This is a genomic window from Lysinibacillus sp. FSL M8-0337 (genome assembly GCF_038593855.1).
Taxonomy (GTDB): domain Bacteria; phylum Bacillota; class Bacilli; order Bacillales_A; family Planococcaceae; genus Lysinibacillus; species Lysinibacillus sphaericus_D.
The window spans coordinates 2,221,685-2,247,472 of sequence record NZ_CP151996.1; the positions used below are offsets into that span (position 1 = coordinate 2,221,685).

Sequence of the window (25,788 nt, forward strand, 5' to 3'; positions counted from 1 at the left end):
CATCCTAACAAAAAATGAAATATAAGTCTATTTATTTTAGATAGTGCGTGTGATAATGAGGTTGCGCAAATACTTCATAACGTTGTGATGAATAGAAGGGTAAAATGAAACAGAATATATATGATAACAATACGTTCTTTAGAAAATATCAAGAAATACGAGCACGAGAACATAATTATAATATTTTACTGGAACAACCCAATTTTTTGACATTACTACCGACACTTAAAAATAAAATCGTATTAGATATCGGATGTGGTGTAGGAGATTTTGCCGTTTATTGTCTTGAGCTCGGTGCAAAATACGTTACAGGAATTGATATTTCTTCCAATATGATTGCACATGCAAAAACACATCATGTTTATGACAATCTATTGTTTGAACAGGTTGCATTTGAAGAGATGAAAGTGCCCGAGGGAACCATTGATTTTATAAGTAGTTCTTTAGCTTTTCACTATATTGCAGACTTTCAGTTACTTATAAAGAAAATCAGTACCGCATTATGTGAAGGTGGAATTTTGTTATTTTCAATAGAGCATCCAATTGTAAGTGCTAATATGGGAAAAGACAATTGGATAACCACTGCAGAAGGAAACTTACTATATTTTGCAATAGATAATTATCAGTTGGAAGGCTTACGTACGCAACATTGGTTAGTTGACAATGTTGTGAAGTATCACCGTACACTATCAACTATTATAAATACGCTGATTGAACATGGCTTACAAATCGAAAAAATGGTGGAGCCAATACCAACTAAAGATGCAGTAAGTAATTTACCAAATTTAAACAAAGAATTTCGGCGACCTTCGTTTTTAATTATAAGAGCCAAAAAAATATTGAAGAATAATCACCAAAATGTAAGTATCTAAAAAATAAAGGATAGATTATCACCTTCTGTACAAACTAATGTCAGGAGGTGATTTTTAATGAACAATCAAAATAAAACTGATGTTAATCAAGTAAAACAGCAAATTCAACAAGCAGAAGCGAACAAATTACAAGCTTCTGGTTCAGCGAATGCAATGGATGTAGAATTTGGAAATGAAATGGACATAAATCAAATTAAACAACAAATCCAACAAGCAGAAGCAAACAAAAAATTTGCTTCTGGTCGTTTTGCAAACGAAAACAATTCAAAATAATCATCATCTCTAACCGGCAATCTTTTTTGCCGGTTTTTCTATTCCCGAACTCTTTTTTTGAATGAATAAACGAATTGTTATTACTCGGCTACCACCGCTTCTTGCATTAATTCCAGCAATTTTTTCTACCGAAGTCTATAACGAGTAGAATTATCTGTCTTTCCTACATACCTAAATGAGTCAATTCTTTTAAATGTTCGTGTTTTAGTGCATCACCCAATTGTCCAGTCGCTGAACAAAACGCATTTCTTAGTTTGAAAGACGAACTTTAATGAATGTTTATATAAATATAGTTCGATATTTCTTTTTTTAGAAAGCTCAAAGTTGCTCCTCTGTAAGAAAGACATGCACAATAAAAAGAGAGCTTCTCCTTGGAACAAATGGAGGCATCTCTCTTCATTAGAATTGACCGTTATCAAATACCTTCCATACTTTCTTCCATAGCAATCTCTTCAACAGTTGAGTGCTTTTTCTTTTTCATGCTATTTGCTATTAAAATACAAAGCATGCTTAGTATAAATAAGCCTAAAAATATGAACCACGCCACTTTGTAACTTTGTGTAAGATCATAGATAAGACCAGAAACGATAACACCAAGTGAACTCGTTGCTACGAAGAATATTTGGACAACACCGAAAATAGCTCCAAAATCTTTTTTGCCGAATAAATCATCTGTCATAAATGGAGGGCCGATTGTCGCAATAACAATACTGAAGCCGTAAGCGATAGCAAAGACGAACGCAAAACTCTTAGCGTTAGCCAGCAACAGTGATACCATCGCTATCGTCATACAACTACCTACAAAAAGAATGCCTCCGGTTGTTCTAAACTTATCAAAAATAGCACCAAGAATAAGCTTGCCAACCGTATTGGATAAAGATAAAAGTCCGAAAATTGTACCTGCAAATAGCGCTGGATGACCAATATCCATTAAATATGCGGGGATATGCATTTGTACGCCACCTGCAACAAGTGCAAAGCAGATAACACCGAAAATAAATAACCAAAACATGCCCGATCTCTTTGCCTGTGCTAACGTTACACCGGATTGTTCAGTATTTGCTTGTGTGATTTCTACACGATTGGTCCCAAGCGCAATCGTCCCTTTTTCAGCAGGACTTTTCTTTGTGAAAAATAAGATCAATGGCAGTGAAATCACTATAATTAGCACCCCAGCAATAATATAAGTTGTTCTCCAGCCATAATTTGAAATGAACATGGTTAAAATTGGGCTAAGTGCAGCTGTTCCAATGCCTGAACCTGCAAATGCTAATCCCATAGCTAGCCCTTTTTTCTCATAAAACCAATTCGTTAGCATGATGGAAATAGGAATATTCGAAAATCCAGCAACACATATTCCGATACAAAAGGCAATGACGCCAAAATAGACAGCCGATTGTGCGAGAGAATATAACATAAAGCCGCACCCTGCTAGAATGACACAGACAGACATGATTAACTTCATATTGCCTTTTGCAAGTAGCTTGCCCATAAAGGGAGAAGCGATGGCGACACCTAGACCACCTACTGATAGAACAATTGAAAACGTTGTCCTCGTTAAGCCTAATTCTGTTGTTACCGGTACAAGAAATAAACTGTGTAGAGAATTGACAATCGAAAATGCCGAAAACATAATCAAGAAGCTCGTTAAAACAATATACCAGCCATAAAATAGACCGTTATTCCTTTGTGGCATACTCGTCCCCATTTCCATTTTTCTTGTTCTACGGATTATATTTCCTTACCTATTTTTGGTTTGCCCCATACTAGCCAATTTGGATATAACACGTTTTTTCTCGTGTAAATTCGCGTACAGAGTCTGTCCCAAAACCGCTCGCTTTTTGACCGCCAAATGGTAATTCTGTGCCAACGATTCGGTACGTATTGACCCAAACATTGCCTGATTCGATTGCGCGAATCATGCGATGTGCACGATTTAAATCGGATGTCCAAATACCAGCTCCTAATCCGTATTCTGTATCATTTGCAATCGCCAGTGCTTCTTCTTCCGTATCAAATGGGATTACCACGGCAACGGGTCCGAAAATTTCTTCTTGGCATACATGTAAGTTATTACCCTCTACTTTGATTAAGGTCGGTTCAATCCAATAGCCTTCCGCCAATGTATCTTGACCTGGTAATAAGTTAGCACCTCCGAAGCGTCCACCAATAAGGATTTCTCCGCCTTCTTGTTGCCCAAGCTCAATATACGAACAAACTTTTTTATATTGCATCTCATTGGCAACGGGTCCCATAGGTGTTTGCATGTTTAAGGTATCGCCCAACTGAATATGCGTAGCGATTTCCTCTTTCATCAAAGCAATCATTTGATTTAAAATAGAACGTTGAATTAAAATCCGAGAACCGCCAACGCAAAGTTGCCCTGCATTACCGGTGAAAATCCCATTGACCGTGACACCATTGGCTGCTTTCGCTAAATCTGCATCCTCGAAAACAATATTAGGTGACTTCCCACCTAATTCTAAAACCATCGACTTAGGGTTTTGTGCAGTGGACTGCGCGATTGCCTGCGCCGTTCTTCCCGATCCTGTTAAACTCACTTTGTTCACGTTTGGATGTCGTACAAGCGCATCGCCTACTTCCGCACCTGTACCCGAAATAACATTTAAGACGCCTGGAGGTAAGATACTTTGAAGAATTTCACCGTAGCGAAGCGGGGCTGCTGCTGCCAACTCCGATGGTTTAATAATAACCGTGTTTCCACCTGCAAGGGCAGCCGCGGCTTTCACCGTAAATGTCCATAAAGCTGAATTCCAAGGAATAATGCCGACGACAACGCCAAAAGGTTCCCGTATTGTAAACCCTATTGTATTCGGCCCAAGTTGCACGGTTTCCCCTTTACTCCCTACATGAATAGCAGCAGCGGCCGCATCATACCACATATTTGCGAGTACCGGCATAAGTCCGTACTTCGTTTCTCGTATTACCCAGCCATTATCTTTTGTTTCCAGTTCAGCCAATTCATCTCCATATTGGGCAATGGCATCACCAATACGTCGTAAATAATCGGCTCTTTCACTAGCAGGAAGAGCTGACCAATCTGGCAGGGCTGTTCGAGCGGCATGCACTGTCGCGTCTACATCTTCAACCGTGCTACAAGGAATGGTCGCCCAAACCTTACCTGTTGCTGGATTATAGCTATCCATTTTATTACCTGAAGATGATGGAATGACTTTCCCATTAATGACATTTTGATAGTCTTTCAAAGTATTCATTGTTTTCAATGTTTTTCCCACCCTTTCAAATACAAGATGACTTCCTTTCCATTAGGAAAACGATGCCGTTGCTAACGGTTAAAACGCAAGAAAATCGGTTTGATGCTACCAACCTAATGCCACTGCTGTCTGCTCATAATATTGCTGTGTACTGCCAAGGTAATTTTCATAGAAACGCGCTCTTTTCACATAAAGATGACAATCAATTTCTTCTGTAAAGCCGATGCCACCATGAATTTGAATGCTTTGAGATGCAACTTTTATAAATGCTTCCGTTGCAAATAAGCGCGCACTTGAAACCGCTTCAACTTTATCTTCCGCATTACTTTCTATTGCCCAGTTTGCATAATAAGCTAATGAACGAGCTGTTTCTAAATCCATTTTCATATCGACTAAGCGATGTTTAATCGCTTGAAATCTGCCGATTGGTTGGTTAAACTGCTCCCGAATCGTGGCATATTCAACTGCCGTTTCTACAATTTTTTCTACACTGCCAACAATAGTAGAACAAAGCGCTGCATTAAATGATAATAGACTTTCTTGCAATGCGTCCCATCCTTGATGAACAGTGCCCACAATTTGCTGACTGGATACTTGCACATTATGAAACGTCACTTCTGCAAGCAACCGTGTTTCATCCATATTTTTTTGGCATTGTATTTGCATAGACGCCTCATCACAATCAACGATTACAAGCGATATTCCTTGCTTGTCTTGCCCTTCTGCCGTTCGCACTAGAACAAGCAAGCTATTTGCTAGCTCTGCATCAGGCACTAACGTTTTCTCCCCATTTAACGTAAGAACGTCTCCTTCTAATGAGCCATGTACTTGCACATTAGAAGGCTTGTAGTTACCGCCAGGCTCCAACCATGCCACTGTAAACGTATGGTCGCCACTCGCAATTGCTGATAAGTATTTCGCTTTTTGCTGCGCTGTACCGAATTGCTCCAATAATGGTACAACTAAAGCGTTTGTTTCTAAAAATAACCCTGGTAGCAATGCGCGACCCGTCTCTTCTAGAATAGGCACTAAATCTAACTGACCTAGCCCCATACCGCCATACGCTTCAGACACATTGACACTCGTACAGCCTAGCTCAGCTAAGCCAGCATACAGCTTCTGAAATGAACTAGTGTTGCCTTCGGTAAACTCACGTGCCACTTTTGTTTGACCGACATCATCTAAATATTTGCGTACATAACTTCGAAACATTTCTTGTTCTTGATTTAACGAAAAATCCATATTAGCCACCCCCGCAATATTATCGACCCATATCCTTTGGTAAACCTAGTATTCTTTCAGCAATGGTATTCTTTTGTATTTCACTTGTGCCCCCACCAATCGTCTGACCGAAAGAGTATAAATAATTGTCCTGCCAATAGGAGCGATCAATCAATGCATTTTCTTTCCATAAGATGCCGTGATGACCTTGCATCGAAATGGCTTGAGCAAACAGTTCTTTCGTCAATTCACTTACAAGCAGCTTATCCATCGAGCTTTCTGCACCAGGATGACCATTTTTTAATTGCTTCGTTAAATTACGATAATAATTTAACAGGGAACCACGAGAACGAGTATACAAGTCCACCATTGTTTTTCGAATAAATGGATTTTTGATCAGTGGCTCATCATCATCATTTAAGTCCTTCGCTAATGCCACTAAATCATGAAATTGTTGTTCTAACGTAAATACTTGACCACCAATTCCCGTTCTTTCATGCATCAAGAGTGCAATGATAACGTTCCAGCCTTCATCTACTTGACCGATAATTTCGGCATCGTAAGCGACTGCATCATTTAAATACACTTCATTAAAATCTTTTTGACCATCCATTGAAACAATTGGTCGCGTTTCTACCCCTGGTTGATGCATATCTAACAAAAACACCGTAATGCCTTTATGTTTTTTCTCCAATCGGCTCGTTCTTGTAATTAAAAAGCAACGATCCGCCACGTGACCGAAACTCGTCCAAACCTTTTGCCCATTAATAATCCAACGATCCCCATCTTTTACAGCAGTTGTTTGAATAGCGGCTACATCTGAACCTGCATTTGGCTCTGAATAGCCTTGGCACCAAACTTCTTCCCCCGTAATAATCTTTTCAATGTATTTGTCTTTTTGTTGTTGTGAACCGATTTGCATTAAAGTCGGCGCAACCATATGGAGCCCCACATAATTAATTAACGGTGGCGCTTTCACCCGTACCATTTCTTGTTGATAAACAATTTCTTCCATCAATGTCGCATTGCGGCCACCGTATTCTTTAGGCCAGGCAATAGCAGCCCAACCACCTTCATACAGTTTCTTTTGCCAATCTCGTAAAAATAACTCGTATGCTTTCGATTCTTTATCTAGCTGTACATTTCCTTGCAACCATCCATCAGGTAAGTTCGCTGCCAACCACGTTCTTAACTCTTGACGAAATTGTTCTTCCTTTTCCGTAAATGAAAAATCCATCGAATCATCCCTTTCTATGAATATCTAAGATTTACTTAAGCTTGTATCCATTGAGGAAGCGCACGATCTTCCGTAATATCTTGCCATATCATTTTCACAGGCATGCCGATTTTTATTACCTCTGGTGGACAATCTAGCACATTGCCGATTATCTTAACCGCTTGTAAATGGTCTAACTGTACGACCGCAATAATCGTCGGCAAATCGTCTTGAAAGCCCGGCAGGAAAGGTCTATAGGACACTACATAGGAATAAATTGTTCCTGTAATATGACAACCTTGGCTTTCCCAGTTCAGTGCAGTGGACCCGCATTTTGCACAAGCTGGACCTGGCGGGTGGTTATAGGCATTGCATGTTGCACATTTTTGTAGCATTAACGCATGACGATCCGCCGCATCCCAATATGGTTGATTATCTTGTGTTTTCAGTGGAATTGGTTTTTGATACATGACTTTCCCTCCTAGTTTCTTAAAATCATTGCCCCTGCAATATCAGGACCAGACCAACCAGTACAAATACCGATTTCACAATTTTTCACCTGTCTATCTGTTCCTTGATAGTCATGACGAATTTGACGAACAATTTCCAGCACATTGTTCATACCATGTGTATAGCCTTCTGAAAGCATGCCGCCTGCTGTATTCGTTGGTAGCTTCCCTCCCATTTTTAGGTTGCCACTGGCAACGAAATCACCTACTTCGCCACGTGCTACAAAGCCATATGCTTCTAACTGCCGTAATACAACCCAACTAAAGCAATCATAAATTGAAGCGACCTGAATATCTTGTGGTGTCACCCCAGCTTTTTTATAAAGAGAAGGCGCTACAAAGTCAGATGCCACTTCATCTAAATTCGTCCAATAATGCGCATGTGATACCGTGCGTCTCGCTTCAATGCCCATAATATAGACAGGTTTTGACTTGCAATCCTTTGCTTTTTCAGCGGATGTGACGATAATCGCATTGGCTTCATCTGATTCTAGGCAAAAATCATGTTTCGTGAATGGATAGCTTAAATGAGGTGTTTTTAAATACTCTTCCATTGATAAAGGTTTCCCATAGAAGAACGCTTTCGGATTGCGTTGAGCATGTTCATAAAAGCTTACACAGACATGCCCTAAATGTTCTTGTGTAATGCCAGTTTGTTGCATATGACGTGTGGCAAATAAACCGAACCATTGCCCTGGTCCACCAGCTCCATACGGAATAAAAAAGCTTCCGCCATCCATCGCACCTTGTAGCATATTGACATCCCAGCCACCGCCGCCCATACGAACGCCAGAACGACCATTCATCGCACGATAGATTAAAACGGTATTGACCTGACCTGTTTCAATTAAGCCAATGGCATCCGCAATTAACATCTCTGTACTGCTGCCGCCGCCCATAATATCTTTTACATATTTTGGTCGTACTCCTAAATAGGTTGCTAATTGATGGGACGTACAAGAATCATTTTCCGAGTAGCTCATAAAACCATCAATTTCTCGCGCTTCTAAACCTGCATCTTTTAATGCAGCTCGTGCAGCGTCTAATGCTAAATGTAAAGGTGTTGTACCAGAATTTTTTGAACGTTCACTTTCGCCTACCCCCACAATGGCATAGCGATCTTTAATAGTAGCCATATTGCCAACCTCCTTGTTTCCTATAGTTCAATCAGTTGTAATGTCGCTTCACCAAACCCTACAATTTTCCCTGGTGCTTTCTCTGCATACAAATCCAAATCAACGAATTGTTTTGCTTGTTCTTGGTAAATTTTTTTAACGCTAGCCAAGCAGGTAATTTCATCACCAGGTCTCGTCATCGCACCAAAACGCATGTTAAAATTCGTGAGCGTAGCAGATGTACCAGCAAGTTCCATAACGTATTGACCAAGAAAGCCCATGACAAGCATTCCATGTGCAATCACGCCAGGCATTCCAATACTTTGAGCAAATGCATCATCCGTATGTAAAGGATTAAAATCCCCTGATGCACCCGCATACTTGACAAGCTGAACTTTTGTAACAGCAGGCTTTACAAGTGGTTCCAGCTTTTGTCCTTGTTGTAATTCTTTGAATTGAAGCATGATATTTCCCCCTTAGTTATCGAGTGAAAGTTGAACGAAGAGCGTAAATCTTCGTTCAACAGTGTTGTTATGCTTTAGCACTGGCTAATGCGCGATAAATGATATTGGTGCGACTAATTACGACAAGCTCCCCGTTTTCATCTTTCATTTCTGTATCCATTACTAAAAACTGCATCGGTCCATTTTTTCCTTCTTTCTCGTAGACGTTTGTTACCTTCATTTGACAATGCAAACGATCCCCAGAGCGAATTGGACGCTGATAAATAAACTCTTGCTCACCATGTAGCATGCGACTATAATCCAATGGCAAGTTAATGCCCTGTCCACTGTCAGCACCAATCGCAACTGGAAAGCTCGGGGGCGCAATAATACCCCCGTAAATGCTTGATTTAGCAAAGGCTTCATCTACGTATAATGGATTTGGATCGCCGATAGCTTCTGCAAACTGTCGAATATGCCTTTTTTCTACTTCAAAAACATAGTGTGGTCCTGTTAAACCAATTAAACGTTGATCTAGTTCCATCTATTTACCTCCCGACTACTGACTTTTCTATTAAATCTTTATTGATGACAATCATCGCATCAGCCGCCTTTACACCGTCTTCGTAAACAATTAATGGATTTATGTCTAATTCTTCTATCACCGCTTCATTTTCGGTAACAAGCTGTGATACCTTGAGTAAGACATCAATAATGGCTTCGATATCACTATGCGCTTTGCCACGAGCCCCTTTTAAAAGCGCTTTCCCTTTTACTTCTTCAATCATTTCAACGGCATCGGCTCTCGATAGTGGTGCTACCCTAAATGAAATATCTTTAAAGACTTCAACAAAAATACCGCCTAATCCAAACATAACGACAGGACCGAAATTCGGGTCTTTTGTCGCGCCAATAATCACCTCTGTTCCTTCTGGTAGCATTTCTTGTACGGCAATGCCATTGATCTGCGCATCTGCTTTATAGGTTTTCGCATTGTGATAAATCTCAGTAAACGCTTTCATTACTTCGTTCGCTGATTGTACATTAAGACGAATAGCATCGGCTTCTGTTTTATGAGGGATATCTGCTGAATCGACTTTTAAGACAACGGGATATCCAATGGCATTGGCAAATTGGACCGCTTCCTCTGCCGTAGTAGCCACCGTACGTTTCGTTGTTGGAATGCCATAGACATCTAGTATGTCAGTCGCTTGTGCTTCGCTTAGTGTTGTTCCACGGATATGTGCAATGTCTATCCGCTTGATTGTCGTGTCCTCCTGTTGGCGCATTTTTTGCTGATGCTTTCGATAACTTTCGCTATATTCCACAAGCTTCGCTAAACCTTTAATTGGATTTAAATCACCTGGTATAACGGGAATGCCATTTTTCTCAAGCGTCTCTTTCCCTTTAGGAACAGACATACCGTCCAATGGGAATGTTGTAATAAAAACGAATTTATCGGAGTTTTTACATAGCTCAATAAACTCCTGAAGGTATGGATTATCCGCCTCCCAGTACAATGGAAATTCCGTTAAAATAATATTATGCACTTCTGGATCAGCAATGAGTGCGCGTAATGGCGCGATATACAGCTCGGGATTGGTTACTGAAGCGGCTGCCGTTAAGTCGATTGGATTGCTGGCACTTCCGAAAGAAGGAATGTGCTTTTTAATCTCTGTCTTCGTCTTTTCACTTAGTGGTATAATGTTTAAGCCTAAACCTTCGCAGCGATCTGCTTCGTTAATGCCCCGTCCACCAGAACTAGTAATTAACACCGTATTTTTTCCTTGTGGTAGTCGATTGGATAAAAATAATTTTGAAAAAGTAATAATATCTTCATAATCATCGACTCTGACAATGCCACTTTGTCTAAAAAATGCATCATAAATTAAATCTGAACCAGCTAAGGAGCCTGTATGTGAAGCGGCTGCTCTACTGCCAGCTGTACTTCTGCCCGTTTTCATTAACGCGATTGGCTTTTTGCGATTCAGCGCTTCTTTTGCTAAACGTCGAAGCTTCTTAATATCTTTGGCCCCTTCTAAATAGCCTGTAATCACTTTTGTTTTGGGATCATGAATCATATATTCCACTACATCCGAAAATTCTGTTTCCATTTCGTTGCCGACACTTGCAAAATAATTAAAGCTTAACCCTTTTTGTGCAGCGGCCATATACGTTAAAACGCCAAATGCCCCACTTTGCGAAACGTAGCCCACTGCTTTATCTTCATGCAATGGCACTGCCAAAATCGCTGGTGAAAATGTGCCAATCATACCATTCGTTGTGTTCACTAGCCCTACACAGTTCGGGCCAATAATACGAATGCCATGTTCTTTCGCAATGGTCGCTAAATCTTGTTGTAACATGACCCCTTCTTCACCAATTTCAGCGAAACCAGATGCGAAAATAATGGCAGCTTTCACTTTCTTTTTGGCACATACTTGGAGATTATCCTGAATGTGCTCTGCCCCTACACAAAATATGGCTAAATCTACTTCATCGGGCACAGCTGTGATCGAAGGGTAGCATGGCAGACCTTCTATTTCACTAGCTTTCGGATTAATTGGATAAATGTCTCCCTTAAATCCACCATCTATTAGCGCTTTCAATTGAATATAGCCAATTTTATATGGATTGGTAGAGGCGCCCAGTACTGCCACAGACTTTGGATTAAACAAAGGTTCTAGCGATTCATAAGCTTTCAATTCTTTCTTCATTATTTCACCTCGGTTTCGAATAATAGAAAATCACTTGATTATGTTGTCCATTGTATCGAACGTGCTTTCAAGACAATGAAAAAAAGAAACTGTAAAATAATTTAATTATTAGGGAGTGAAAAAAAGAAAAATAGGTGAAAAGCATAGGCAAGGCAAGGATTAAAATATTTTTATTTTCTTTAATGCACACATTAACCACGACATCTACACACGATGACCTCGACTTAAGGGGAGGATAACAGTAAAAATTGCAAAATGAAGATTATCACACAACAAAAAAAGCGGATATAGGTGGGTATAAAAAAAGCTACCTATATACCGTATTCAAACGATAGATAGGCAGCTTTATGCAAATACAATATTCTTTAATGAAATTTTTGAAGCCATCGCTTAATGTTGTTTTGAATTTTGACAGAAGGGGTTTTGATACCTCGCTCGATATTACTTATATATGAAGGTGAAATTTCAAGTTCTTCAGAAACTTGTAAAAGCGATAGATTAAATTGTTTGCGTATGGCTCGCAATTGATGGCCAATAGTAGCCCCTTTTTCTGTATGTTGTACGCTATATTGGAAACCAATTGCAGAATGTGTTGTATTTTTTGTCTTTTCAATGGAGCGGTATTGTTCTTTGATAAGTTCTGGTGGTTCAACAAGAATCGTAGCATCTAACCATAAGCGCACCCATCCCTTATGATTGGCAATGGATTCATCCCATTTATGATAATGCCATGCAGAAAGAACGCCATCTTCGAGTAATTGATCCAGCGCTTTTTCAAAGCGATCTCTCGTGCGGGAGGGTGTACGTTCATTAATATTTTCCCCAATAGCTTCTAGCAATGTTCGGATTTTATTTGGCTGTAAGAAATCGCTCTTTCTTGCTTGCGTTCGCCAACGCCAACTCAAATAGCGTGCCAATCTTTTTTCCCACTTTTGACTATAGGGGTTGTAATGTAACGTTTGAATCGGTAACAAAGCAATTTGTCTTCCAGAGCCATAAAGATACTTTGTAAAAACTTTATCGACTGTAACTGTAAATGTTTTTTGATTATCTATATGGGCAATATTATATTCATTTCGGTATTCATCGACAAAAAGAAATGTTCGTCCTTGTAGTTGTGTTTGAACAGGCTTACCTTTTTCATAAATAGTAGCTTTATTTAATTCAAGCCATAAGCTCTGAATTTTTGTAAGCGATTGCAAAACTTTGTCTTTTTGTTGTTGCTCATACCCACCTCGTCGCCCTTCGCCTCCTAATTTCGGCTTTAAACCACGAATCCTCAATAAATCATTAAAGTGGATTTCAATAATATCTTCTGTATACCTTGCTTTAGATAGAAAGATACTACATAAAGCATCAAACATATCAACGTCTAAATCTGTTAAACTTTGTGCTAGATTTTGGGCTTGTTCTATCATTGTATGCGTGTCGATAGAGCCATCAGTGTATAGATAAGGACGTAATTGGATGATGCCTTCTACATTCCCTTTGACTAATGCTGTAGTCGGCCAAGGCGTATTGTCAATAGATTGAAAACTATTTTTATATAATGCTTCTCGGACATACTGATACGGTGCATTATTCATAACATGGAGATGCTGTTCTACCCCTAATGACAAGATTAGATTTTTACTATGTGGTAAGGTATCCTCGTGATTTGAGTTTGCGATTTGAAGCATGGAAGCAATTTCTTGTGCGTTTAGATTCGTGAGCTTCATTAATGCAATAATAGTATGAAACCATTGCGCCATATAATGATTGACGATATTTGTATATTTTGAAATAAATGCCTCATTAGTTGATAGATTTTTCGTTATTTGCTGAAAAAATACGTGATTTAATTCCTGACTGCTCATTTGATGTACCTTTTCAGAGCCTAATGTACTTTCTAGTTCTTCCAGTACCCACTCTGTTAAGTAGACTTGAAACCACGAGCAAAACTCTTCCCACGCATTATCTTCTCCTAGAAATGTATTTGCTTTAATCATTTGCTCCATTCGATGAATATATCTCTCGTAATGAAGTCCGTTATGATGCATCGAAGTCCGCTTCTGTGTTTCATTTAGCTGGTCCTCATAATTTTGCAGTAAAAAGGAAACGATGTTTTTAGCTATTTCAGTGATAACACGATTTCTAGAAGAAATTCGTAAGTTCATAAATAACTGTTCACTCTCTTTATAGGTACGATCCCAAATAACAAACGAGTTCGATATCACATTTTTAGTCCATGTAATCGCTTTTGTCGCTTGATCATTACTCGCTATTTTCTGTTGTTCGTAGATACAAAGTACATAATAGTTATCAATTTTATTGACCAACTTTCGATTCATTGTAGTCCGATTAATCTCATTTCGAAGCATTTCCAATTGGTTAAAGGCAACATTGTCGTAATCATTTTTATTTATCATGAATACCTCCTTGAAAAAAGCGAACACAGATGACTTATAACTTGTACTATATGTGTATAAAGGTCATTTTAACACCAGTTAACAGAATATTCTATATTTATATTTTGGATAGTGGTAAAGTATGTGCATCTATTGAATAGGAAAAGACCTCATTAAAAAGTAATGAAGTCTTAGCGTGTAGGCAAACGAGCTCGTAAAATCCGATGCCTATTATTCAGTTAATTTTACATTATGCTCGTAAAAGCACCCACTTAAATAATACTATTTACATCTGTTATCCAACAAAAATACAAATTTACATTTTGAAACTGCACTGGACCAACAATCGTATTTTGCTTCGGGGAAATATGAAATAGCTCAACAAATGCTACGAAATCTTCAAACCATTCGGCGGTCTTGCTAAAAGAGTGGATTAGCATTAGTGCATTACTAGCATTTACTCGGTTCGCTTCTATTAAAGCGGATGCTGCTCGATGTAATAACTGATACCTTATTTTTTTCACCGACTCTTCTTCTAAAGCAAATAATTGGAGTAGATAAGCTAATCTTTTCCTTTTTCCTTCACTTGGGTTGTCTCCTAACCAGCTATCAACGGTTTTTCCAAAAGGTTCTGCTACTTTCCCTTCTATCATAATGGGGATAAGTTTATTATGCGCTTTTGCGAGTATATAAAGGTCATTTTGTGAACTTGCATTTCCTCCAGGTAAAGGCACCTTGTATTCAGGAAACCCATATAATACTTCAATATTTTGAAATAAAGTAATGTTGCTATTTTTAAATACATTGTCAACGGTGTATGGTAAATTATGCGCATTCTCCCAACTAACAGCTAACTCAAAAGCAGAGTATCCTTTTTTCCATTGCTTCTAGGGTCTGCAAGGAATTCTTTCCACGACAGTACGCCTTTTGACGGTACAAAAAATTTGCCCATTTTCTCACCTCATTATTATTTTCATAATTCATTTTATATTTCGCTATAGCAAAAAGAGTCTTCATTTTTTGATATGAAGGCTCTTTTTTAAAAGTCATTATTTTTTCGTAAATCTCCAATAATATAATGCATCTGTTTCTTTATACAGTTTTGCACCAGACTTTTCTAATACTCTATGGGATACGATATTATCTTTTTCCGTATCAGCTATAACGAACTTCACATTAGGCTGATTTAACAACCAATTTTTCATTGTTCCAATTGCTTCTGTCATATAGCCGTTTCCTTGATATTCAGGTAAAGTGTAATACCCAATTATGACTTCACCATGGTTGTTTGGAAGTCCTTTTAACATAATTCCTCCAACACTACAATTTAGACTATGCGAGACGATGACCCAATTGGTATACCAAATATAATTTTCCTTATCACGTAGTAACTTAGAAAGTCGAATTTCCATAGCTTGTTGAAGTTCCATAGTTAGAAAACGACCTGATTCATTTAGAGATAATTGTAGCTCTAACTTTTTGGGATTCTCAATAAGGAATCTTAGATTATCTGCACTTAATGGTAGTATTCTTAATCTTTCTGTTTTCAATTCAATCATCAGGATTCTCCTATTATCATTTTTGACGTCTTACTTAAACAAAAATTTAAAAATAGGTATATGTTATTGGCAGCTACTCCCATTTCATTATCGTTTTGATTTAATGCAATCAATTTAGCTGGTAATTCTTGTTGTTTGCACGCCTACCGTTCTTTTAACAAGAGCAATGTCGATTTATTATTCATTGAATCAATTTTCTTGAATGCAACTTGTTAAAACCAAATTATACCATGATGTTCTTGTAGCAACAATATAAAATAATATTATTATGTAAACTATAATTATAAAAATAAATCTAGCCCCATTTAGGAGCTAGATTTATTTGTTAGCGATTGATTTAAAATCGTTGTTGTAAAGTCTTGCACTGATAGTGGTTTGCTGAAGTAATAGCCTTGTACGAAATCACAGCCATGTTCACGCAGTACATTTAATTCAGCCTCTTCTTCAACACCTTCTGCGACTACTTGGAGATTTAAAGCATGTGCTAACGAAATCATTGCAGAAATCATTGCAATCCCTGTTTTCTCTGGTAAAATATCACGAACAAACGCGCGATCGATTTTTAACACATCTACTGGGAATTTTTTTAAATAATTTAAGGATGAATAGCCTGTTCCGAAATCATCTAACGCAATAGTAATCCCTAATGCTCTTAACTGTTCAATGGTATCAATTAAATCTTCCGTATAGTCAAGCATACTCATCTCTGTAATTTCAATTTCTAATAAATGCGGATTGATTTTTGTTCCCGCAATGACATCACGGACCATTTCAACAAAACCAGGTGTGCTAATATGAATGGGAGATATATTGACAGCAACGCTTAAATTTGAATGAAATGTTTTGTTCCATGCACATACTTGTGCACAAGCTTTATGTAATACCCAAACACCAATATCATTGATAAGTCCACATTCTTCAGCAAACGGAATAAAACGATCTGGTGGCATTTGTCCTAATTCAGGATCGTACCAACGCAGTAAAGCTTCCATCCCAACAACTCGATCTGTTTTTATATCGATTTTTGGCTGGTAATGTAGTTCTAGTATATCTTTTTTTAATGCTTGGTGTAGTTTGGTTTCAAGTAGTAACCACTTGTCATTGGCCTCATCCATATTATGCCTATAGAGTCGATATTGATTGCCTCGAGTTGATTTTGCAGCATACATCGCTATATCAGCATTTTTTAATAAATCTTCTATTGTATTGGCATGATCCGGAAAAACACTAATACCAATGCTTATACTTGCATAAAATTCGTATGCGTCTACAATAAAGCTATCATCGAAAACCCCAATTATTTCTTTTGCCATTTCTTCAATTCGTGAAACATCATTTAATATCATAACGAATTCATCACTATTGTGGCGATAGAAAGAGTTGGATGTGTAGTCTACATTACGAATACGATTTGCCATTTCCACAAGGAACATATCACCGATGATGTGGCCAAGTCCATCATTTATGTTTTTAAAACGATTCACATCAATGAAAAATAACGCAAACTTCTCACCTGTACGTCGAGATTGATGGAATTCATTTTCTAAACGTTGTTCTAACTTACGACGGTTTGGTAACCCTGTTAATTCATCATGATAAGCGATATGGGTAATTTTCTTAATATCCTTTTGTGCGGTAATATCTACTCGAATGGCAATATATTGATAAGGTTTGTTATTATCATCGAGGAAAGGAATGATTGTTGTTTTCACCCAGTATAAGCTACCATCTTTAGCGCGATTGCACACCTCACCATTCCACATATCTCCTTTACCAATTGTTTTCCACATTTCCCTAAAAAAAGATTTAGGATGGAAACCGGAGTTTAGTAAACGGTGATCTTGTCCAATTAATTCTTCACGCTTATATTTCGAAATTTTACAAAAATGATCATTAACAAATGTTATTTTTCCGGTCCGATCTGTAATAGCAACAATGATCGAACTATTCATTGCTGAAAAAATATCTTGTAATTCTTTCAGGCTGTAGTTAACTTGATTAATAATACCAGGCGTGATATTCATCATTTTTCATTCTCCGTTCATTAAAATAAGAGGGTTTAGTACTTTTTCTTTACATAATAGTGAGGTATAAAGTTGTGGTAGCTGGCCCTTTTTTATGTAATTATATTATAGTCTTAGAAAAGCAGTTAATTCAACCCAAATATATAATCTACAATTATCTAATTTTATAGATTTCAATAAATTAGACAAAAAAGAATGACTTTAAACGCACTTCATTCGACAATTTTCCAATCTCAATAATTACATTTGTACTACTATTAAAACTATCATTATACTATTTACCTTTAAAACAATAAAATCGGTACTTTAAAAAAATTAAAAATGCCCTACTGTCGCAGCTGGCAGCAAGGCATTTTTACATGTTAAGAGACTTCATATTCAATTTGACCTCCCACAATTTTTGCTTGTTCATTGTAAGCATCCAGTTGTTCTTGTGATAAGTTTAATATATAGTAGTGAAAGTTTATGGGTTCTAATCCATGTTGATCACATATTTGTCTGTAAAATTCATAGCCTTGTCGATAGTCCGTCATGCCAATAACTTCCTTTCGTGTGCAGCTTCATTGTAGAACTCTAATTGCTCCTGAGATAACTTGTTCATATAATAATAAAAATTGATAGGCTCTAAATTAAATTGCTCGCATTTTTTACAATATAACTCATAACCTTCTCTATAGTGTGCCATCCATTTTCCTCTTCTCTTTGTACTATAACAGTTGTTTGTTTGTATAAATAATATATAACAGATATCAACTCGAGTCAATAATATTTCTGAAATTTCTTTCATATTAATCAAAGCCCAGTCCATGTATTTAGTATGGCTGGGCTTTTCATAAACTATTCACTTTGGCGTCCGTTACAACCACATCCTTTGTTGCGATTATTTTAAATTCCTAGTTGTTTCGCTTGCATATTATAAGCTGAAAGTTGTTGCTGGGATAATTGGATAATGTAATAACGGAATGAAATTGGCTCTAGCCCATAACGTTCACACATTTCACAATAAAACTCATAACCATCTCGATACTTTGACATAGACTATTCCTCCTGTACAATCTGTTTTATAACAGTTGTTTTTATTTTTAATTAATATATAACAGATTATGCTGTTCGTCAAGTAAATATTCATAACGAATTGTAAATTAAAAAATCCCGACTTCTGTGTAAGAAACGACAGAACTCGGGTTTTGATACAATTTTACAGTATATTTTTTAGTAAACGGAAAATTTGTCTCGGAATCCATAGAATGATATTCCAAATAATTTCTGTTAACACACAATTTCTTAGTTCTTTCAAACTGTTTTTCATAATTGGTTTTAGCTTTCTTTTCTTCATCGTAACTCCTAGTACAGTTTAAATGACAATTCCTTTCATTTCATGTATTTGCTCAATGTGTCGTTGTTCATGCAAATACACTTGCTCAATCCATTGATTGAGTGGTAATGGTCCGAAGGCTGGGTGATTCACAGCTTTTTTAGCAAGTAAGGACGGCTCTTCTAGTTGAAGCAAAAATGTCGTTAGTTTCGCTCTTGTTTCATATAATAGTGTCACCATTTGCTGGACAGCGAATGGTTCCTCCGTCGGTTCCACAATTTTGGGTGCTGTGAGCTTCTTTGTTCGATCTTTCATTAGTTCAACATTGATCCGTTCAGGATTGGTATTTTCTTGAGAGGCTAACCCCCATGAAATGGCCTTCATTGTTGAAGTTTCTACTAGCACTAAATGATGACATATTTGAGCAATGCTCCAACTGTTTGCATCGGGTTTTCGATTAAATTGAGCATCGTTTAATACTTCTATTTCCTTTAATAGTTGTTCTCTCGTAACACTTAATTGTTCAAGATATGATGAAATCATATATTTTCCCCCTTCAGTTTTAGACCCTACTCTGTATATATGCATCGTACTTGTTCGTATGCTCTTACGCTAGCTATTAATCAACAATATTAAAAGGGTTATTCTCCAAAACATGTTGCAATTGCTCGTCCTCAATATGGGTATAGATTTGGGTTGTAGCGACACTGGAGTGACCTAGTATATGTTGTAAGCTACGAATATCTGCCCCAGCTTTATACATCATTGTCGCTGATGTATGACGCAATTTATGTGGTGTAAGCCTATCCTTTTGCAGACCCGATTGTTTATTGATTTGCTTAACGATTTTGGCTACGGTTTGTCGTGTAAAACGTGTTCCTTTTTGCGAAACAAAAAGAGGTTCTTCTCCTTCCCCCTTGAATGGCGTTTTCCCACTCTGTTCATAATTATTTAGCGCTTGCATGCAACTATCATTTAAGTAAACTGTGCGCTCTTTATTTCCTTTTCCGATTACGGTCAAATAACGACCTTGTATAGATGATGTATTGAGCTGGCAAAGTTCAGATACGCGAATACCGAGATTTAAGAAAAACATCATCATACAATAATTCCGTGGCGATGCGCCATGTAGTTGAATACCCTCAATAAACTGTGTCGCCTCGTCCATATTCATATATATCGGTTTTCTACGACCAATCTTTGGTGTTTCCAACTCTTCTGCTGGATTTTCTTCAATAAGGCGTCGCTTTCCTTTAATGTATTTGAAAAACGATTTTAAGGTAGCGACTTTCCGCGCTCTTGCGGAAGCGGAATTATTACGTTGTACTTCACAATATTCCATAAATAAATAGAGATCTTCCAAAGTGATGTCACGGATTTCTTCTATTGTAATAGTAGCTATATTAATTTCGTTTATTTGCGCGATATCTATATCATTTTGCATGGCTAAATGAAAACGAAAGAATAAAGTGAGATCGTATTCATATTCTTTTCGAGTGCGTTGGGACTTTCCTTTGATTGTTGTTAAGTACACTAAGAAGTCTTTCATTATTTTAGGTTGTGGATTCTTTTGCATAAAATCACCTCTATTTTCTCTATTTTACCATAAAAAACGTTCCCAAATATAAATTTGGGAACATTATTGATGAAAAATGCCCTTTTTCCCTACGTCGTACATATGTTCTTATTTTGGTGATTAAAAAAGACGATTTTCTAATTGTTAAAAAATCATCTTTTTTTGAAATTTTTTTGCAAGGTCTATTTATTTATGCATAAACGCCTCGCAAAATGAATATTAAACTCTAGTATACTACTATACGCTGAGACGAATCGAAAAATGATCCAGTGGGTAATGATACGAGTCGATTCGTCTCACAATGCGCGTGGAATTATTTGGTTATTTGTAGTTAATTAGCGAAAATACTATATGTACCATTCGTTTGTTGTGTTATTTTCCAGTTGGTCGACAACATGGTATGAAGCTTCGAAATTATGGCTTCGTCACACGCTAAATCCTGAATACCTGTTTCTTCCAATTGAAAGTCCTTCGTTTCTTCTAATTGAAAGCGAAGATGTAGTAAACGCTTAATGCCAGGTAATGTTACATATTTTATTCGATAATTACCATGCAGCGCGTCCAATAATTGGTGCTCCCCTTCTTGAAAAAGAGCCAGCGTTTCTTGAAATTCATAATTTGGTTCCTTTGTACACCATGACGATACTTCCCCAGTTCGCAATGTCTGTAAGATTTCCTCATCAGATATACCTAGTTTCGATAGCTTGTCTAACTCATAAGCTTGCATTAAGTTAATGTTGATCATTTTTTACTAGCTCCTTTTATGTATTCTTTTTAGTGTAACATGTTTTGACTATTCCTTAAATTCGGAGGCGGTTCACATGATGAAATTATATGATTCGGGTTCTTTTTTTGATGAAATGTTAGATGGTGACCAGCCGAAACCGCATTATCGCTCCTTCCATCGTAAACTAAATGCTTTTTCACAAGAACAGCTAGAAGAAAAATACCAGCAAGCCCAATCGAGCTTCCTTAGACAAGGTATTACATTTACTGTATATGGTGCCCAAGGGGGGACAGAACGGACAATGCCTTTTGATTTTGTACCGATTATTATCCCGCATTTACAATGGCATATGATTGAGACAGGTATGAAACAACGTGTCAAAGCGTTAAATTGTTTTTTACATGATATTTATAATGAACAGTTAATTGTAACTGCTGGCATTATTCCCAAAAATCTTATCGAACAAAATTCCTATTATTGTCGAGAAATGTTGGGTGTTCAAGTGCCAATAAATAATCATATTTTTTTAGCTGGCATTGATGTAATTCGTGATCAAAACGGTGTTTACCGCGTATTGGAAGATAATTTACGTAATCCTTCCGGCATTTCATACGTTTTTCAAAATCGTTATGTTATGAAGGAAGTGTATCCTGAATTTTTTTCCAAACATACGATTCAATCGCTCGAAAAACAAATGGCCAACATGAAAAAAGCACTACTTTCACATCGACCACGAAATTTAAAGGCTCATGTTGAACCGAAAGCAGTCCTTTTAACTGCTGGTATGTATAATTCAGCCTACTACGACCATGTCTTTTTAGCGCAACAACTAAATATTCAGCTTGTAGAAGGACGCGATTTAATTGTGCAAAATTTAAAAGTTTATAAAAAAACAATTTACGGATTAGAGCAAATCGATATTATCTATCGCCGCATTGATGATGACTTTTTAGATCCTACTGTCTTTCGGGAAGATTCTTTACTTGGCGTGCCGTATTTAATGGAGGCCTATAAGGCAGGAAATATTGCAATACTAAATGCAGTAGGCAACGGTGTCGCAGATGATAAAGCGATGTATGCCTATGTCCCTGATATGATTCGTTTTTATTTAAATGAAGAGCCTATATTAGAAAATGTTACGACCTACCATCTTGATGATGAAAATCAGCGGGCATGGGTACTAAAACATTTACACGAGCTTGTTATAAAAAATGTAAGTGCTTCAGGTGGCTACGATATGCTGATTGGTCCACATGCAAGTGCTGAAGAAATCTCTAGCTTTCGACAAAAAATAGTAAGCCAACCAAATCAATATATAGCACAACCGACCATTCAGTTATCACGCGCACCTGCCTATCAAAATGGCAAATTCTATCCTTGTCATGTCGATTTGCGTGTATATGTCATTACAGGTGAAGAGATATTTGTCCTTCCAGGTGGCTTATCACGTGTTGCGCTAACAGAAGGGTCGTTAGTCGTAAATTCTTCACAAGGTGGCGGAGCAAAAGATACGTGGATATTAAAGGAGGAATTGCCGCATGCTAAGTCGAGTAGCAGACGCACTATATTGGATGGCAAGATATAGTGAACGCACAGAAACAAATGCACATATATTACAAGTACAGCTGTTGAATATGCTGGAGCAATCTGGTAAGGAACATGATTATCTCGACCACTGGGAAGCTATTTTAGATATTTGTGCTTCGAAAGAAGAATTTCTAGCATGCTATGAAGTCATTCGAGTGAATCCTCTTATTGAGTACTTGTTGTTCTCAGAGAACAATAGCAACGCTTTGCATGCAACTTTGCGCGCCGTTCGAGAAAATGCACGAATAACACGGGATAGTATCCCTATTGAGCTTTGGGAATTACACAATGCCTTTTATTTATATATGCAGCAAGAAGTAACGGTGCAGAAACGGCCATTTCCGTTAATATCACTAAATTATTTTTTACACAATGTACGTAAGACATCATTAACGGTTACAGGACTAGTTGAAGACTCAATGGAACGAGATTTACCTTTTTATTTTATGCAAGTCGGCAAATGGATTGAACGAGCAGAAAAGATGATCCGTATGATATTAATCATGCTGGAGCAACAACCAATGACTAGCAATATAGAAGAAGCCGATGGGATATTTTTGCTTGATTTATCAAAAGCGACAGCGTCTTATAAACGTAAGTATCATCAAACAAATTTACTATCTGTTATGCAATATTTATTGCAGGACGCGCATTTTCCACGCTCCGTGAAGGTCTGTTTTAAAAAATTAGAGGATGCATTTATGCATATTGAAAAAGACCATCTAACTGCTCGTTTTGTAGCACTTAATACACCGTTACGAGCTTTGTTAACGGCCATTAGCGAGCTCGATTTATCAACAGTTTCCTTAGAGGAAGCTATATTTTCAATGGAGGAAAGATTGTGTCAATGTATTGATTTTGGTCATACATTTTCAGCAATTTATCATTTATATGAACCCAGCCTACAAGCTTGAAAGGAACCACTTACAGCTCCCTTTCAACACGCAAGTCAGTAATCAAAAGGAAGCGGACACGATGAAATTTGAAATTCAACATACAAATATTTTTCAATATGAATCTGAAGTCGATCAAAGCTTGAATACTATCCGCTTAAAGCCGCGGGGTGATGAGCGTCAACGCTTGCTGTCCTACCGTATCGCGATTTCACCATCTTCTCTAACGCGTGAGCATGCAGATATTTGGGGAAATACAGTCGGTACATTTTATATCCCTGAGCAACATCAAGTGCTAGAAATAGAAACAACATCCATCGTTAGTATACAGCGTGCACCATTTATTCATCGCATTCAATATTCACCCGAAATGCAGACGATTTTTCACTCCCAGCTCTTTTACGAACATTATTTGCCCTATTTAAAATCAACAAGCTTTACGTATATGACAGATGCTCAGATAGAGGAAGTGTTTCATGCGATTGGGCACGCAGAAAATCCAGTGCTGTTTTCGCTTAATTTAATGCAATATTTATATTCAACATTTGAGTATGATCCAACAGCAACGAATGTTACGACAACTGCAAGCCAAGCCTTTGCCTTAAAACGAGGAGTTTGTCAAGATTTCACGCACGTTATGCTCGCTATACTGCGTGCTAAAGGCATACCTGCTCGCTATGTAAGCGGTTATTTATATGTCGATGGAAATTCAGGTTTAATCGGAGATATAGCAACACATGCTTGGGTTGAAGTGATGATTCCTGGTATTGGTTGGATTGGGTTAGACCCAACTAATAATGTGGAAGTACTAGAAAATCACATTATTTTATGTATCGGACGTGACTATACCGATATTAGCCCTGTCGAAGGCGTCTATACAGGCGGTAAACATGATTTAACGGTAAAAGTTCAAGTAAAAGCGTTAACCCATTTTTAAAAAGAAGTGCAGCAATTTGTGCTTGAGAGACAATTGCTGCACACTTACTTAAAACGTTCTCCTCGTTCTGTTAATACCCATTTTCGAACATATCCCATTTTTTGTTGTATGTTTTCAACCGTTTCCTCACTTTGTAACGCCCTCTGTAGCACCGTGTAACGAACATCCGTCGCTCGTACATTTGTGCCAATATCTTTTGATAGTGTTTGAAAAATCCGTTCAATTGTTTTTGTCGTGATCGATTTAGTAAGACTTGTTTCACTGACCCAAAGCCACTCCCCTACATTCCCTTGATGTATATCTTCCGTCGCATTTTTATAATGCTGTAACATTTCCATCAAAATAGGTGAAAGTCTCATCTCTCTTCTGCCATTCTGGTTTGAAATCGAAATATGTGATGATGGAATTTCAAGATGCCCCCACTTCATACGGACAAGTTCAGCAGGCTTGCAACCCGTTTCGATAAACATTTGTACAATACAACCATTCCGTCTTGCAAGCCAAGCATGCTCAGGTGTTTTTGCATATCGAAAATAGGTCGGCCATACTTCTAAAATGTTTAACAATTGCTCTTTTGTCAGCACTTTTAAAGAATCCTTGCCCCTCTTTTTTGGCTGTAAAATGCTTTCATAATCAAACGGTTCAACCCATTCTCGCAAAAATACAAAGTCTACAAAACTACGGAGTGACGCTATTTTCCGATTAAAAGTATTAACATTTTCATAGTTTTCTTTTAGATAATTACTATATATAAATAATAATTCTTTAAATTGTTTATCCAACATTTGAATATTATGTTCACTTGCAAAAGCTAAAAATTGCTGTACATCAAGGTTGTATTGTTTTTTTGTAGCAGTACTTTTCTTTAAAGAATTTAATAGTAATAAATAACTTTGCCATGCTTCTTTTAATGGTACCATCATGCGCCCTCCTTGTTTACTGTACGTGTGATAGTTTTATTTTATAATATTTATGGTGCGTGAGGTATTATTTAACTTTAAATAGAGTAGTGTCGGATAATCTGTAATTATCGATTAAACTTATCTTTCTGTACACGATGCTCCTTACGAAATAAAGAAACAAATGTTCCTATAGTAGTTTCTCATATCTTATGCTTTATTACAATAGCAATTATCTGTTGTAGTACAATCTCTATAAAATGCCATTAATCTTGTGTAACA

Annotated in this window: 25 protein-coding genes; 5 read left to right on the top strand and 20 right to left on the bottom strand. The window is 37.4% G+C overall.

Features of this window, described 5'->3' with window-relative positions:
- The first annotated feature begins 104 nt into the window (after positions 1–104).
- Together MKY08_RS10540 and MKY08_RS10545 are read left to right on the top strand one after the other, a co-directional pair.
- Positions 105–872 (top strand): class I SAM-dependent methyltransferase, encoded by a 768-nt coding sequence (locus MKY08_RS10540; RefSeq protein ID WP_069512605.1) that lies wholly within the window; start codon positions 105–107, stop codon positions 870–872.
- Between the two features lie 57 nt (positions 873–929).
- The gene (locus MKY08_RS10545; RefSeq protein WP_024361713.1) at positions 930–1,145 is read left to right on the top strand and encodes a gamma-type small acid-soluble spore protein; all 216 of its coding nucleotides are present in this window, start codon (positions 930–932) and stop codon (positions 1,143–1,145) included.
- 415 nt (positions 1,146–1,560) lie between these two features.
- Here MKY08_RS10545 and MKY08_RS10550 read toward each other — a convergent pair whose 3' ends face one another.
- From MKY08_RS10550 to MKY08_RS10640, 19 genes are all read right to left on the bottom strand, one after another.
- Positions 1,561–2,841: an MFS transporter gene (locus MKY08_RS10550; RefSeq protein WP_069512604.1), complete on the bottom strand. Its 1,281-nt coding sequence runs from the start codon at positions 2,839–2,841 to the stop codon at positions 1,561–1,563.
- Between the two features lie 70 nt (positions 2,842–2,911).
- Positions 2,912–4,381, bottom strand: coding sequence for an aldehyde dehydrogenase family protein (locus MKY08_RS10555; protein ID WP_069512787.1), 1,470 nt, complete (start codon positions 4,379–4,381; stop codon positions 2,912–2,914).
- 105 nt (positions 4,382–4,486) lie between these two features.
- Complete coding sequence (locus MKY08_RS10560) at positions 4,487–5,623, bottom strand: acyl-CoA dehydrogenase family protein (RefSeq protein WP_069512603.1); 1,137 nt, start codon at positions 5,621–5,623, stop codon at positions 4,487–4,489.
- Positions 5,624–5,642: 19 nt separating this feature from the next.
- The gene (locus MKY08_RS10565) at positions 5,643–6,839 is read right to left on the bottom strand and encodes an acyl-CoA dehydrogenase family protein (RefSeq protein ID WP_069512602.1); all 1,197 of its coding nucleotides are present in this window, start codon (positions 6,837–6,839) and stop codon (positions 5,643–5,645) included.
- A 35-nt stretch (positions 6,840–6,874) separates the two neighbouring features.
- Positions 6,875–7,288 (bottom strand): OB-fold domain-containing protein, encoded by a 414-nt coding sequence (locus tag MKY08_RS10570; RefSeq protein WP_069512601.1) that lies wholly within the window; start codon positions 7,286–7,288, stop codon positions 6,875–6,877.
- A gap of 11 nt (positions 7,289–7,299) precedes the next feature.
- Complete coding sequence (locus MKY08_RS10575) at positions 7,300–8,463, bottom strand: thiolase (RefSeq protein ID WP_069512600.1); 1,164 nt, start codon at positions 8,461–8,463, stop codon at positions 7,300–7,302.
- Positions 8,464–8,483: 20 nt separating this feature from the next.
- Positions 8,484–8,906, bottom strand: coding sequence for a MaoC/PaaZ C-terminal domain-containing protein (locus MKY08_RS10580; RefSeq protein WP_069512599.1), 423 nt, complete (start codon positions 8,904–8,906; stop codon positions 8,484–8,486).
- A 67-nt stretch (positions 8,907–8,973) separates the two neighbouring features.
- Positions 8,974–9,429 (bottom strand): MaoC family dehydratase N-terminal domain-containing protein, encoded by a 456-nt coding sequence (locus MKY08_RS10585; protein ID WP_069512598.1) that lies wholly within the window; start codon positions 9,427–9,429, stop codon positions 8,974–8,976.
- 4 nt (positions 9,430–9,433) lie between these two features.
- On the bottom strand, positions 9,434–11,602 hold the full coding sequence (locus MKY08_RS10590) for an acetate--CoA ligase family protein (RefSeq protein ID WP_069512597.1): 2,169 nt from the start codon (positions 11,600–11,602) through the stop codon (positions 9,434–9,436).
- Between the two features lie 365 nt (positions 11,603–11,967).
- Complete coding sequence (locus MKY08_RS10595; protein ID WP_069512596.1) at positions 11,968–14,010, bottom strand: helix-turn-helix transcriptional regulator; 2,043 nt, start codon at positions 14,008–14,010, stop codon at positions 11,968–11,970.
- Between the two features lie 251 nt (positions 14,011–14,261).
- On the bottom strand, positions 14,262–14,723 hold the full coding sequence (locus MKY08_RS10600) for a hypothetical protein (RefSeq protein WP_069512595.1): 462 nt from the start codon (positions 14,721–14,723) through the stop codon (positions 14,262–14,264).
- A 315-nt stretch (positions 14,724–15,038) separates the two neighbouring features.
- Positions 15,039–15,548 carry a GNAT family protein gene (locus MKY08_RS10605; protein ID WP_069512593.1) on the bottom strand — a complete coding sequence of 170 codons (510 nt, stop codon included), beginning with the start codon at positions 15,546–15,548 and terminating at the stop codon, positions 15,039–15,041.
- Between the two features lie 305 nt (positions 15,549–15,853).
- Positions 15,854–17,575 carry a GGDEF domain-containing phosphodiesterase gene (locus tag MKY08_RS10610; protein WP_069512592.1) on the bottom strand — a complete coding sequence of 574 codons (1,722 nt, stop codon included), beginning with the start codon at positions 17,573–17,575 and terminating at the stop codon, positions 15,854–15,856.
- Between the two features lie 359 nt (positions 17,576–17,934).
- Positions 17,935–18,105, bottom strand: coding sequence for a hypothetical protein (locus MKY08_RS10615; protein ID WP_024361699.1), 171 nt, complete (start codon positions 18,103–18,105; stop codon positions 17,935–17,937).
- Positions 18,102–18,257 carry a transcriptional regulator gene (locus MKY08_RS10620; RefSeq protein WP_069512591.1) on the bottom strand — a complete coding sequence of 52 codons (156 nt, stop codon included), beginning with the start codon at positions 18,255–18,257 and terminating at the stop codon, positions 18,102–18,104. Before MKY08_RS10620 ends, MKY08_RS10615 begins: the two co-directional genes overlap by 4 nt.
- A 200-nt stretch (positions 18,258–18,457) precedes the next feature.
- Positions 18,458–18,607 carry a hypothetical protein gene (locus MKY08_RS10625; RefSeq protein ID WP_024361697.1) on the bottom strand — a complete coding sequence of 50 codons (150 nt, stop codon included), beginning with the start codon at positions 18,605–18,607 and terminating at the stop codon, positions 18,458–18,460.
- A 319-nt stretch (positions 18,608–18,926) separates the two neighbouring features.
- The gene (locus tag MKY08_RS10630) at positions 18,927–19,430 is read right to left on the bottom strand and encodes a DinB family protein (RefSeq protein WP_176723209.1); all 504 of its coding nucleotides are present in this window, start codon (positions 19,428–19,430) and stop codon (positions 18,927–18,929) included.
- A 76-nt stretch (positions 19,431–19,506) separates the two neighbouring features.
- Positions 19,507–20,463 (bottom strand): tyrosine recombinase XerC, encoded by a 957-nt coding sequence (locus tag MKY08_RS10635; RefSeq protein WP_069512590.1) that lies wholly within the window; start codon positions 20,461–20,463, stop codon positions 19,507–19,509.
- Positions 20,464–20,794: 331 nt separating this feature from the next.
- Entirely contained in the window at positions 20,795–21,208 is a 414-nt protein-coding gene (locus MKY08_RS10640) for a hypothetical protein (RefSeq protein ID WP_069512589.1), read from the bottom strand.
- Between the two features lie 76 nt (positions 21,209–21,284).
- Between MKY08_RS10640 and MKY08_RS10645 the strand changes: the two genes are divergently transcribed.
- From MKY08_RS10645 to MKY08_RS10655, 3 genes are all read left to right on the top strand, one after another.
- Entirely contained in the window at positions 21,285–22,775 is a 1,491-nt protein-coding gene (locus MKY08_RS10645; RefSeq protein ID WP_069512588.1) for a circularly permuted type 2 ATP-grasp protein, read from the top strand.
- Complete coding sequence (locus MKY08_RS10650) at positions 22,729–23,691, top strand: alpha-E domain-containing protein (protein WP_081327985.1); 963 nt, start codon at positions 22,729–22,731, stop codon at positions 23,689–23,691. The genes MKY08_RS10645 and MKY08_RS10650 overlap by 47 nt, the downstream gene beginning before the upstream one ends.
- Before the next feature lie 61 nt (positions 23,692–23,752).
- Complete coding sequence (locus MKY08_RS10655; RefSeq protein WP_069512587.1) at positions 23,753–24,607, top strand: transglutaminase family protein; 855 nt, start codon at positions 23,753–23,755, stop codon at positions 24,605–24,607.
- Positions 24,608–24,651: 44 nt separating this feature from the next.
- On the opposite strand, the gene MKY08_RS10660 is transcribed toward MKY08_RS10655, so the two are convergent.
- Entirely contained in the window at positions 24,652–25,527 is an 876-nt protein-coding gene (locus tag MKY08_RS10660) for a tyrosine-type recombinase/integrase (protein WP_069512586.1), read from the bottom strand.
- Between the last annotated feature and the right edge of the window lie 261 nt (positions 25,528–25,788).